This is a genomic window from Stenotrophomonas sp. INTA L402-1 (assembly GCF_059295135.1).
On the sequence record NZ_JCAFWP010000008.1, the window covers coordinates 83,942 to 96,110 of the forward strand.

General features: G+C 69.0%; 13 protein-coding genes. All 13 read left to right on the forward strand.

Going from position 1 to position 12,169, the window contains the following annotated elements; translation table 11 throughout:
* On the forward strand, positions 1–1,014 hold the full coding sequence (cydB, locus tag AC5O77_RS07335) for a cytochrome d ubiquinol oxidase subunit II (RefSeq protein WP_494506654.1): 1,014 nt from the start codon (positions 1–3) through the stop codon (positions 1,012–1,014).
* 217 nt (positions 1,015–1,231) lie between these two features.
* Entirely contained in the window at positions 1,232–1,975 is a 744-nt protein-coding gene (locus tag AC5O77_RS07340; protein ID WP_494506655.1) for a beta-ketoacyl synthase chain length factor, read from the forward strand.
* Complete coding sequence (locus AC5O77_RS07345; protein WP_006402207.1) at positions 1,968–2,765, forward strand: lysophospholipid acyltransferase family protein; 798 nt, start codon at positions 1,968–1,970, stop codon at positions 2,763–2,765. The genes AC5O77_RS07340 and AC5O77_RS07345 overlap by 8 nt, the downstream gene beginning before the upstream one ends.
* Entirely contained in the window at positions 2,752–3,009 is a 258-nt protein-coding gene (locus tag AC5O77_RS07350; RefSeq protein WP_005411610.1) for a phosphopantetheine-binding protein, read from the forward strand. Before AC5O77_RS07345 ends, AC5O77_RS07350 begins: the two co-directional genes overlap by 14 nt.
* Positions 3,010–3,026: 17 nt before the next feature.
* Positions 3,027–3,284 carry an acyl carrier protein gene (locus AC5O77_RS07355; RefSeq protein ID WP_006402206.1) on the forward strand — a complete coding sequence of 86 codons (258 nt, stop codon included), beginning with the start codon at positions 3,027–3,029 and terminating at the stop codon, positions 3,282–3,284.
* Positions 3,285–3,306: 22 nt separating this feature from the next.
* Positions 3,307–3,858, forward strand: a complete 552-nt coding sequence (locus AC5O77_RS07360; protein ID WP_012512473.1) for a COG4648 family protein — start codon at positions 3,307–3,309, stop codon at positions 3,856–3,858.
* Positions 3,851–5,536, forward strand: a complete 1,686-nt coding sequence (locus tag AC5O77_RS07365) for an ApeI family dehydratase (RefSeq protein WP_494506656.1) — start codon at positions 3,851–3,853, stop codon at positions 5,534–5,536. The genes AC5O77_RS07360 and AC5O77_RS07365 overlap by 8 nt, the downstream gene beginning before the upstream one ends.
* Positions 5,526–6,296 carry a glycosyltransferase family 2 protein gene (locus tag AC5O77_RS07370; RefSeq protein WP_071228592.1) on the forward strand — a complete coding sequence of 257 codons (771 nt, stop codon included), beginning with the start codon at positions 5,526–5,528 and terminating at the stop codon, positions 6,294–6,296. Before AC5O77_RS07365 ends, AC5O77_RS07370 begins: the two co-directional genes overlap by 11 nt.
* Position 6,297: 1 nt before the next feature.
* Positions 6,298–7,239, forward strand: a complete 942-nt coding sequence (locus AC5O77_RS07375; protein WP_494506657.1) for a lysophospholipid acyltransferase family protein — start codon at positions 6,298–6,300, stop codon at positions 7,237–7,239.
* On the forward strand, positions 7,229–8,779 hold the full coding sequence (locus tag AC5O77_RS07380) for an HAL/PAL/TAL family ammonia-lyase (protein WP_494506658.1): 1,551 nt from the start codon (positions 7,229–7,231) through the stop codon (positions 8,777–8,779). Before AC5O77_RS07375 ends, AC5O77_RS07380 begins: the two co-directional genes overlap by 11 nt.
* Complete coding sequence (locus AC5O77_RS07385; protein WP_071228589.1) at positions 8,766–9,197, forward strand: acyl-CoA thioesterase; 432 nt, start codon at positions 8,766–8,768, stop codon at positions 9,195–9,197. The genes AC5O77_RS07380 and AC5O77_RS07385 overlap by 14 nt, the downstream gene beginning before the upstream one ends.
* Complete coding sequence (locus AC5O77_RS07390; protein WP_277778831.1) at positions 9,194–9,820, forward strand: outer membrane lipoprotein carrier protein LolA; 627 nt, start codon at positions 9,194–9,196, stop codon at positions 9,818–9,820. Before AC5O77_RS07385 ends, AC5O77_RS07390 begins: the two co-directional genes overlap by 4 nt.
* Entirely contained in the window at positions 9,792–12,167 is a 2,376-nt protein-coding gene (locus AC5O77_RS07395) for an MMPL family transporter (protein WP_494506659.1), read from the forward strand. The genes AC5O77_RS07390 and AC5O77_RS07395 overlap by 29 nt, the downstream gene beginning before the upstream one ends.
* Positions 12,168–12,169: the final 2 nt, after the last annotated feature.

The following is a 12,169-nucleotide window of genomic DNA, read 5'->3' on the forward strand; positions in this document are numbered from 1 at the left end:
ATGGACCTGATGACCTGGCTGCCGGTGGCGTGGTTCGCGGTGATCGGCTTCGGCGTGCTGATGTACGTGGTGCTGGACGGCTTCGTGCTCGGCATCGGCATCCTTGCCCCGTTCGCCGAGGACGAGGCACAGCTGGACCTGATGATGAACACCGCCGCGCCGATCTGGGACGGCAACGAGACCTGGCTGGTGCTCGGTGGCGCCGGCCTGCTGGCGGCGTTCCCGAAGGCGTATGCGGTGCTGCTGTCGGCGCTGTACCTGCCGGTGCTGCTGCTGGTGGTGGCGCTGGTGTTCCGCGGCGTGGCCTTCGAGTTCCGCTTCAAGGCGCATCGATCGCGCCGGCTGTGGAGCGTGGCGTTCGGCCTCGGTTCGTTGTTGGCCACGTTTGCCCAGGGCGTGATCCTCGGCACCCTGGTGCAGGGCATCCCGCTGGTGGACGGTGTCTATCAGGGCGGGCCGTTTGCCTGGTTCAGCCCGTTCGCGATGCTGACCGGTGCCGCGCTGGTGGCCGGCTATGCGCTGCTGGGCAGCACCTGGCTGATCCTGAAGACCGAAGGTCGCGTGCAGGCGCTGGCGCGGCAGATGACCCGGCCGCTGGTGGTGGCGGTGATCGCGGCGATGGGCCTGGTCAGCAGTTGGCTGCCGTTCCTCGATTCGCGCCTGATGGCGCGCTGGTTCAGCGACGGCAACTTCTGGTGGCTGTCGCCGGTGCCGCTGCTGACCCTGGCGGTGGCCGCCGCGCTGTGGCGCAGTGCCACCCACCCGCGCCGCGACCTGCCGCCGTTCCTGCTCAGCCTGGCCCTGTTCGTGCTCGGCTTCCTCGGCCTGGTGCTGGGCATGTGGCCTTATCTGCTGCCACCGTCGATGACCCTGTGGCAGGCCGCCGCGCCGGCGTCGTCGCTGGGCTTCACGCTGGTCGGGCTGGTCATATTGCTGCCGGTCATCCTCGGCTATACGGCGTGGTCCTACCGGGTATTCCGCGGCAAGGTGCACGCCGACACCGGTTACCACTGATCGATTGAACACGGGGCCTGCCGGTGCCGGGCCCCGTGTTGGGGAATGTGAAACCTGCACACCCTGGGCGGGACGTGCTAGCGTGCGCTCCTTTCCGGCGGCCAGGGGGGCAGCCGGCGACGTCCTGGACGGACGCACGGCTGCAGGAACGGGGGGCCGCCGCGCGTCGCCGTAATGGCTCGTGCCTATCGTTCTCCCGTTGAAGCACCATCGCTAAATGATCGAATTCTCCATCGTCGACTGGGCCGCCTGGGCGCCCGGCCTGAGTGAGCGTAGCCAGTGGCTGGGCTGGGCCGATGCGCCGTACCCGCCGCATGGCGCGGACACGCCGGCGCTGGCCGAAGTGCCGGCGATGCAGCGCCGCCGCATCGAGCGGCTGGGCCGGATGGCGATCCAGGCCGCGTGCTGGTGCGAGGACGGGCAGGGCGCCGACAGTGACGTGCCGCTGGTGTTCGCCAGCCGCCACGGCGACGTGGCCCGTTCGATGGACCTGTTGGGTGCGTTGGCCGCCGACGAGCCGTTGTCGCCGACCGGATTCGGCCTGTCCGTGCACAACGCGATTGCCGCGCTGTATTCCATCGCCCGCGGCCACCGCGGCAACTACCTGGCGCTGGCGGCGGGCCAAGCCACGGTGGAGACGGCTTGCCTGGAGGCCGTCGGCCTGCTGGCCGACGGTGCCCGCGAGGTGCGGGTGGTGGTCTATGAGTCGCCACTTCCGGAAATTTACGCGACGTTCGCCGACGAACCCGACCCGTTCTTTGCCTGGTGCTGGCGCCTGACCGCCCCGGCAGAGGGCCGACCGACGCTGTCGCTGCAGTGGCAGCCGGCCGACGCCCAGGCCAGCACTGCGCCCGGCCTGCTGCCGCATGCGCTGGACCTGCACCGGTTCCTGTTGTCCGGCGCGCCGGCGCTGGAACACGTGGCCCACGGCCAGCGCTGGCGCTGGAGCCGCCGTGGCTGAGCTGCTGCGCCGCCTCGACCATGCCTGGCGGGTGTTTGGCACCGGCCTGAGCTTTGTCGCATTTGGCCTGGGCGGCCTGCTGCTGGGCGTGCTGGTGATGCCGGTGCTGCTGCTGATGCGCGACCCGGTGGTCCGCCGCCGCCGGGCCCGCCGCGTGGTCCAGGCCGCCTTCGCCAGCCATCTGCGGCTGATGCGCGGGCTGGGGGTGATGACCTACGAGATCGAGGGCGGCGAACGCCTGCAGCGCGACGGCCTGCTGGTACTGGCCAATCACCCGACCCTGATCGACGTGGTCTGCCTGATCTCGCTGCTGCCCAACGCCGACTGCGTGGTCAAGCGGGCCGTGGCCTGCAACCCGTTCATGCGCGGTCCGGTACGGGCCGCCGGCTACATCTCCAATGACGATGGCGCCGGCCTGGTCGATGACTGCGTGGCCGCGGTGCATGCCGGCGGCACCCTGGTGATCTTCCCGGAGGGCACCCGCAGCGTGCCCGGGCAGCCGCCGCGGCTGCAGCGTGGGGCCGCCAACATCGCCGTACGGGGCCGCCTGGACGTCACCCCGGTGCGGATCACCTGCAGCCCGCCAACGCTGACCAAGGGGCAGAAGTGGTATCGTGTCCCCTCACGTCGCTTTCACGTTCGGCTGCAGATCGGCGAAGATATCCCGATCGCGCCATTTCTGGCCGAAGACGACTCGCCAAGGGGGGATGCCTTGGCAGCCCGTCGCGTCACCGAGCACCTTTCTCGTTATTTCGACCTGTCTGGAGATCCGAACCGTGCAAGCACTTGAGCACGAGATCAAGGAATTGATCATTTCCTCCCTTTCGCTGGAGGACATCACGCCGGAGGACATCGATCCGACCGCCCCACTGTTCGTCGAGGGCCTTGGCCTGGATTCGATCGACGCGCTGGAGCTGGGCCTGGCGCTGCAGAAGAAGTACGGTGTGAGCCTCTCGGCCGATTCGGAAGAAACCCGTCGCCATTTCTCCAGCGTGCGCGCGCTCGGCGAGTTCGTCGCCGCCCGCCAGTCGTAACGGTGCCAGGACCTGCCATGACCAAGAATGAACTGTTCGAACGCATCGTCAGCATCCTGACCGACAGCTTCGAGATCGAAACCGCCCGGATCACCCCGGAGGCCCGCCTGTACGACGACCTGGACATCGACAGCATCGACGCGGTCGACCTGATCGTTCAGCTGAAGCCGTTGCTCGGCCGCAACCTGCAGCCGGAAGCGTTCAAGGCCGTGCGTACCGTGCAGGACATCGTCGATGTGGTGCACAGGCTGCTGCCGGACCAGGCAGCCGCCTGACCGCAGCGCCGGCGGCTCCACCATGGCACGCGCACGCACCGTCGTGGTGGCTGCGATCTCGCTGGCCTACCCGGTGCTGGTGTACCTGGCGATGGGCCGCTTCGAGCCACGCTGGCTGTCGCTGCTGCTGTTCACCCTGGCCCTGCTGCGCGCGCTGAGTACGCGCCAGCCGCTGTGGTGGGCCGCGGCCGCCGGCACCGGCCTGCTGGCGGTGCTGGCCACTGTGCTCAACCAGGCCCTGCCGCTGAAGCTGTACCCGGCGCTGGTCAACGCAGTGATGCTGGCGGTGTTCGGCACCAGCCTGCGTTTCGGCCCGCCGCTGGTGGAACGCCTGGCACGGCTGCAGGAACCGGACCTGCCCCCGTTCGCGGTGGCCTATACCCGCCGTGTCACCCAGGTGTGGTGCGGCTTCTTCGTTCTCAACGGCAGCCTGGCCCTGCTGACCGCGCTGTACGCGTCGGACCGGGTCTGGATGCTCTACAACGGATTGTTGGCGTACGTGATGATGGGCGTGTTGTTCGCAGGTGAGTGGCTGGTGCGGCGGCGGGTGAAGGCGGCGCACGCGCATGGCTGAGTGGATTGCCCTGGACCGGCTGCTGCTGGAGGCGCGGCCGCATCGAAGCGTTGGCGTCTGCGATGGCGAGGTGATCGACCACGCCCGCTTCCGCCAGCGCGTACTGGCCTGGCGCGCCGCGTTTGCGGCGGCCGAAGGCCGTGACTGGGCCCTGTATTTCGATGATGCGGTGGCCTTTGCCGCTGCGTTGTTCGGTGCCTGGCATGCCGGCAAGCGGGTGTTCCTGGCTGCCGACAACCTGCCGGCCACGCTGCAGGCGCTGCAGCCGCAGGTGAGTGGTTTCGCAGGCGACGTGTCCGCCGATTACTGTCCGCTGGCGGCGCTGGACGCCGCACCGGACGAGGGTCTTCAGGCGCTGGACGAGCGCGCCTGCGAGCTGTGCGTGTTCACCTCCGGCAGCACCGGACAGCCCAGTGCGATCAACAAGCGCATGGACCAGCTGACGCGCGAGGTGGACGCACTGCAGGCTGCGTTCGGCACGCAGCTGGAAGGCGTGCAGGTGCATGGCACGGTGTCGCACCAGCACATCTATGGCCTGCTGTTCCGCGTGCTGTGGCCGCTGGCTGCCGGCCGCCTGATCCATCCACGCCGGTTCTTCCACGAAGATCTGGTGGGTGCGCTGGCCGGTACCGATACGGTGCTGGTCGCGACCCCGGCCCACCTCAAGCGCCTGCCCGAGCAGCTCGACTGGGCCAGCCTGCATGGCCGCCTGCGCGCGGTATTCTCCTCCGGTGGCCCGCTGCCGGAAGACGCCGCACGCCAGGTGCGGCAGTGGCTGGGCGTGGCCCCGACCGAGGTCTATGGCAGCAGCGAGACCGGCGGCATCGCCTGGCGCCGCTGGGACACCGACCTGCCGCCGTGGCAGCCGCTGCCCGGCGTGCAGTGGCGCATCGAGGAGGGCTGCCTGGCGGTGGCCTCCGCACATCTGGAAACCCCGGATTGGTGGCGTACCCAGGACCGCGTTGAAGCGTTGGCCGATGGCCGCTTCCGCCTGCTGGGCCGCGCCGACCGCATCGTCAAGATTGAAGAGCGCCGCGTTTCGCTGGATGCACTGGAACGTGCGTTGCGCGAAGACGCCGAAGTGGATGACGTGCGCGTGCTGGTGCTGCCCGGGCAGCGCGAGCAGCTGGCCGCGGTGGTGGTACCGGCCGACCCGACGCTGCTGGAGGGCGGTGAGGCCGCGCGCCGCGCGCTGGGCCAGCGCCTTGGCACACGCCTGGCACAGGCTCATGACGCGGTCACCCGACCGCGCCGCTGGCGGCTGGTGCCGGCGCTGCCGATCAACGCACAGGGCAAGGTCACCCAGGCGGCACTGGCAGCGCTGTTCCAGCCGCTGATGCCGGTGCCGGTCTGGGATCACCGCGATGCGGCCAGCGCCACGCTGCGGATGACCCTGGACCCGGCGCTGCGACCGTTCCAGGGCCACTTCCCGCAGGCGGCGATCCTGCCCGGCGTGGCGCAGCTGGACTGGGCGGTGCGGTTTGGCCGCCAGGTGTTCGCCATGCCGGCAGTGTTCCTGCGCATGGATGCGGTGAAGTTCCAGCACGTGGCCCGCCCGGGCGATGAGCTGACCCTGCAGCTGGACTGGGATGCCGCACGCAACGTGATGGCCTTCCGTTACACCTCCAGCCACGGTGTGCATGCCAGCGGCAAAGTGGTCTTCGCCGATGCGGACTGATCCGGCCGTTGCCGGTGCCGCGTTCGCGCCACTGGTGGTGATTCCCGTCTACGACCACGAGCACGCCATCGCGGCGGTGGTCGACGGCGTGCAGGCCGCCGGCCTGCCATGCCTGCTGATCGACGATGGCTCGCATGAGGCGTGCGCGGCAGCATTGCGTTCGCTGGCACAGCGCCAGGGCGTCGACCTGCTGCGCCTGGACGTCAACCAGGGCAAGGGCGGGGCGATGCTGGCCGGTTTCGCCGAAGCCGGCGCGCGAGGCTACAGCCACGTGCTGCAGATCGATGCCGACGGCCAGCACGATACCCGCGATCTGCCACGCTTCATCGAAGCGGCGCGCGCCCATCCCGAGGCGGTGATCTGTGGCATTCCGGCCTACGACGCCAGCGTTCCCAAGGCGCGTTTGTACGGCCGCTACGCGACCCACATCTGGGTCTGGATCAACACGCTGTCGCTGCATCTGCGCGACACCATGTGCGGCTTCCGCGTGTATCCGCTGCCGCCGGTGCTGCGCCTGATCGGTGAAGAAACCATCGGCCGGCGCATGGATTTCGATACCGAAGTGATGGTGCGCCTGTACTGGCGGCACCTGCCGGTCGAGCACCTGGCCACGCGCGTGACCTATCCATCCGATGGCGTCTCGCACTTCGATGTGTGGCGCGACAACGTGCGCATCAGCCGCATGCACACCCGCTTGTTCTTCGGCATGCTCTGGCGCGCACCGCGCCTGCTGTGGCGCCGCCTGCGGGGGCAGCGCTGAGATGGCGGCCGCGCAGGGGGCCCCGCACTGGGCCGACATCGGCGAATCCACCTCGGTGGCCGGCGTGCTGTTCCTGTGCTGGGTGCACCGCTGGTTCGGGCGCTGGCCGTTCCGCCTGTGCGTGTGGCCGGTGGTGGCCTGCCACTGGCTGGGCAACCGCGTTGGCCGCCAGGCCTCGATGCAGTACCTGCAGCGCCTGCAGGCGCACAGCGGTGCGCTGGGTCGCGCGCCGACCCGGCGTGACAGCCTGCGCCACTTCTTCGCGTTTGCCGACACGATGCTGGACAAGATCCTCGGCCTGGGCGGACGCTATCCGGCCGAACGCATCCACCTGCATCGCGACCTGGTGCTGGAAAAGATCGCGCGCCGCGAGGGCGGGCTGATCCTGACCGCGCACATCGGCTGCCTGGAGCTGTGCCAGGTACTGGCCGAACAGGTGCCGGGGTTCCGCATCACCGTGCTGGTGCACACCGCGCATGCGCAGCGCTTCAACCGCCTGCTGCAGCGGCTGGACCCGCTGGCGGCGGTGGAGCTGGTGCAGGTAACCGAAATGGGCCCGGCCACGGCAATGATGCTGGCCGAGCGCGTGGCGGCCGGTGGCTTCGTCGCCATCGTCGGCGACCGCACGCCGGTGCAGGGCGGCCGCAGCGTCATTGCCGATTTCCTTGGCCACCGCGCCCCGTTCCCGATCGGTGCCTACGTGCTCGCCGCCGCGCTGGGCTGCCCGGTCTACACCATGGCCTGCCTGCACCAGGGCGAGGGCTATCGCGTGGCGTTTGAACAGTTCGCCGAACGCATCGCGCTGCCACGTGGCTCGCGCGATGCCGCACTGGCCGAACAGGCACAGCGCTTCGCGCGCTGGCTGGAACTCCAGGTCATCCAGTCCCCGTTGGACTGGTTCAACTTCTTCCCCTTCTGGGATCAGGCTCCGCATGACGACTGACGCCGTACCCGTGTGCCGCTTTGGCGATGCACCGTTGACCATTGAAGACGTGGTTGCCCTGGCCCAGCGCCAGTGCGAGGCCGCACTGAGCGAGGCGCCGGCGTTCCGCGCGCATATCCAGCGCGGTGCCGACTTCCTCGACCGCCTGCTGCGCGAGGACGGCGTGATCTACGGCGTGACCACCGGCTACGGCGACTCGTGCACGGTGAACATCCCGCCGGCGCTGGTGGCTGAGCTGCCGCACCACCTGTACACGTACCACGGCTGTGGCCTGGGCCGTTACCTGGACCCGGTCGAGACCCGTGCGGTGCTGGCTGCGCGCCTGGCGTCGCTGGTGCGTGGCATGTCCGGTGTCAGTGTGCCGCTGCTGGAAGGCCTGGCCACACTGCTGCAGCACGACGTGCTGCCGATGATTCCGGCCGAGGGCTCGGTGGGTGCCAGCGGTGACCTGACCCCGCTGTCGTACGTGGCCGCGGTGCTGTGCGGCGAGCGCGAGGTGCTGCACGACGGCCGCGTGCAGCCGGCGGCGGATGTGCTGGCGAAGATCGGCATGACCCCGTTGAAGCTGCGGCCGAAGGAAGGCCTGGCGATCATGAACGGTACCGCCGTGATGACCGGCCTGGCCTGCCTGGCCTGGCAGCGCGCCGATTACCTGGCGCGCATGGCCACGCGGCTGACCGCGTTCAACGTGCTGGCCAGCGACGGCAACGCGCATCACTTCGACGAAACCCTGTTCGCCGCCAAGCCGCACCCGGGCCAGGGCCGCATCGCCGCGCGCCTGCGCAGCGACCTGCACAGCGAGCGTCCGCCGCGCAATGAACAGCGCCTGCAGGACCGCTACTCGCTGCGCTGTGCGCCGCATGTGATCGGCGTGCTGGAGGACAGCCTGCCGTTCCTGCGCCAGCTGATCGAAACCGAACTGAACAGCGCCAACGACAACCCGCTGATCGATGCCGACGGCGAGCGCATCCTGCATGGCGGCCACTTCTACGGGGGCCACATTGCGCTGGCGATGGACACCCTGAAGAACACCGTGGCCAACGTTGCCGATCTGCTCGACCGGCAGCTGGCACTGGTGGTCGATGCCCGCTACAACCACGGCCTGCCGGCCAACCTGTCGGCGGCCACCGGCCCGCGCGCGGCCATCAACCATGGCCTGAAGGCGCTGCAGATCAGCGTTTCGGCGTGGACCGCCGAAGCGCTGAAGCAGACCATGCCGGCCAGCGTGTTCTCGCGCTCTACCGAATGCCACAACCAGGACAAGGTCAGCATGGGCACCATTGCCGCGCGCGATTGCCTGCGCGTGATCGAGCTGACTGAACAGGTGGTGGCCGCGATGCTGATCGCTGCCCGCCAGGGCCTGGCGCTGCGCGAACGGGTTGGCATGAACGCGCAGCTGCATGGCAGTCTGGCCGACATGTACGCCGACCTGGGGCAGCGCATCGCCCTGGTTGAAGAAGACCGCGCGCTGGATCGCGAACTGCGGGAACTGCTGGTGGAGATCCGCGCGCAACGTTGGGAGCTGTATGCCGGTGAATGAAGCAATCGAACGGGCCGGCGAGATTTCGCTGACCCCGGCCTTCCATGACTGCGATCCGATGAACGTGGTCTGGCATGGCAACTACTTCAAGTACTTCGAGATCGCGCGCTGCGCGCTGCTCGGGCGCTACGACTACGACTACCCGCAGATGCTCGAATCGGGCTACCTGTGGCCGGTGGTCGATGCGCGGGTGAAATATGTGCGCCCGCTGCTGTTCAACCAGGCCTTGCGCGTGATCGCGCGCATCGTGGAATGGGAGAACCGGCTGAAGATCGAGTACGAGATTCTCGATGCGCAGAGCGGCCAGGTGCTGACCCGCGCGATGACCATCCAGGTTGCGGTGGACGCTGCCAGCAAGGAAATGCTGTACCAGTGCCCGCCGGTGCTGTGGGAACGCCTGGGAGTGCCTGCGCCATGAACCGAGCGAACCGTTTCGCCCGTGCGCTGCTGTGCGCGCTGCTGCTGGCCGCACCGCTGGTGCAGGCGGCCGACCCCGCCATCGATGCGATCACCCAGGCGGTGGCGCGGCCGGATGTACTGCGTGGCCAGTTCAGCCAGGAAAAGCAGGTCAGCGGCTTCAAGAATCCGCTGCGTTCGCAGGGCCGCTTCGTGGTCGCGCGTCAGCACGGCGTGATCTGGTCCACGCTCAAGCCGTTCCCCTCCGAGGTGGTGGTCACCGCCGACCGCATCCTCAGCCGCCAGCGCGATGGCAGCACCCGCGTCGAACTCGATGCACGGCAGCAACCGGCGATGCGTTCGGTGAACGCGATCATGTTCGCGCTGATGAGTGGCGACGTGCAGGCGCTGTCCAGCCAGTTCAACGTGGCGGCCAGCCGTGAAGGACAGGGCTGGCGGCTGCGCCTGACGCCGAAGTCGGCGATGCTGGCCAAGGCTTTCGAATCGCTGACCCTGCAGGGCGACCGCTACGTGCGCCAGGTCGAGATCGTGGAGGCCAACAAGGACCGCACGCAGATCCAGTTCAGCGCGTTGAGCGAGACGCCGGCCACGCTCAATGCCGACGAGGCCCGCCGCTTTGAGTGAGGCCGCGGCATCGAACGCACCGGACCGGTTGCGGCGCTGGTGGCACTGGCTGGGCATCGCCTGGCTGCTGGTGCTGCTGGTAATGGGTGCGCAGCAGTGGCGCCTGTGGAGCCAGCAATCGCGGATCGACACCGACATCCTCGCCCTGCTGCCGCAGGATGCACACGACCGCCTGTTGAGCGATGTCACCCGGCGCATTGCCGATGGCAGTTCGCGGCAGGTGGTGGTGCTGCTGGGCAGCAAGGACGGCGCCGCCGCCAAGCGTGCGCAGACGGCTTTTGCCGCGGCCATGGCCAAGGACGCCGATCACGCCCTGCTGGTACCCAGCGGCTCGATCGAAGGCTGGTTCGATGAGGCGCGCGCGTTCTACGCGCCGTACCGTGACCGCCTGCTGACCCCGGCCCAGCGCGAGCAGCTGCAGGGCAGCGAGCCGGGCGCGCTGGCCGAACAGGCGTTGGCCGCGCTGTACGGCCTGATGGGCGCGCCGCGCCTGACCGACTGGCGGCAGGACCCGTTGTCGCTGTGGTCGCAATGGTGGCAGCAGCAGGCGCAGGGGTCGGGGCTGCGGTTGGGCGATGACGGCCTGCTTGAAGCCGAGGGCAGGCACTGGGCCGTGCTGCAGTTCGATACGCCCGGCTCGGCGTTCCAGCTGGACGGCGAGCGCCATCTCGATGGCCTGCTGGAACGCGCCGGGCAGGCCGCCACGGCAGCGGCGCCGGAGCTGGAAATCCTGCATGCCGGCGTGCCACTGCACGCCGAAGCGGCCGCGGTGCAGGCCAACCAGGAGATCAACACCATCGGTTGGGGGTCGCTGGCGGCGGTGCTGCTGCTGGTGTGGCTGGCATTCCGCTCGCTGCGGCCGATCCTGCTGGTCGCCGCCTCACTGCTGATCGGCTGTGGCGTGGCGCTGGCAGTGACCGTGCTGGTGTTCGGCAAGGTGCACGTGCTGACCCTGGTGTTCGGTGCATCGCTGGTGGGCGTGGCCGAGGATTACGGCATCCACTGGTTTGCCTCGCGCCAGGCCGAGCCGGCCGATCGTCGCTGGAAGCTGCTGCGGCATCTGCTGCCTGGCCTGTGGCTGGCCCTGCTGACCAGTGCGCTGGCCTACCTGGCATTGGGCCTGGCCCCGTTCCCGGGCCTGCGCCAGATGGCGCTGTTCTCGGTGGTCGGCCTGGCTGCCGCCTTCCTCACGGTGATCTTCTGGTTCCCGTGGCTGGATGGTGGCGAGATCCGCCAGACCCGCTTCTCGCAGTGGCTGGGCAACACGCTGGAGCGTTTCCCGCGCCTGCATGGCCGCCGCGCGGTGACTATGTTCGTGGTGATCACGCTGGCACTGTCTGCCATCGGCATCGCGCGCCTGCAGAGCAACGACGACCTGCGCAGCCTGCAGTCGTCGCCGCCGGCATTGATGGCGCAGCAGATCCGCCTGAGCCAGTTGCTGGGCATGCCCAGCCCGGCGCAGTTCTACCTGGTGCAGGGTGCCGATGCCGCGCAGCTGCTGCAGCGCGAAGAAGCGCTGACCGAACGCCTGCGTGTATTGGCCAACGACAAGCGCATTGGTGGCTATCGCGCGATCAGCGATTGGCTGCCGTCGCCGTCGCGGCAGCAGGCCGATGCCGCGCTGACCGCGAAGGTGGAACCCGGCGTGCTGTCAGCCGTGTCCGAGGCCGTGGGCGAGCCGCTGCAGCGACCGCAGTTCGCGGCAGCGCCGCTCAGCGCCGAAGCCTTCCTGGCCTCGCCGGCCTCGCAGCCGTTCCGTCATCTGTGGGTGGGCGAGGTCGGTGGGCAGATGATCAGCGTGGTGATGGTCGATGACCTGTCGCGCGCCGATGCGCTGACCACCCTGCAGGGCGCGGCCGAAGGCCTGCCGGGTGTGCGCTGGGTGGACCGCACCGCCGACTTCTCCACGCTGCTGGGCCACTACCGCAAGCTGATGGGTGGGCTGCTGCTGGTCGGCATCGCGCTGGTGTTCGGCGCGCTGTGGCTGCGCTACCGCCGCCAGGCCTGGCGCGTGTTCGCGCCGACCCTGATTGCCGGTGCCTTGACCCTGGGCCTGCTGGGTCTGTTCGGCCAGCCGCTGCAGCTGTTCAACGTGCTGGCACTGATGCTGCTGCTGGGCATGGGCATCGACTACGGCATCTTCCTGATCGAGCACCGTGGCGATGCCAGCGCCTGGCTGGCAGTGTGCGTGGGCGCGGCCAGCACCTGGCTGTCGTTCGGCCTGCTGGGCCTGTCGCAGACCCCGGCGCTGCGCGCGTTCGGCCTGACCCTGCTGTTCGGCATCGGCCTGGTCTGGTTGATCTCGCCGTTGTTCCGGCCGCCGCCACATGACCTGCCGCCAGCTTGAAC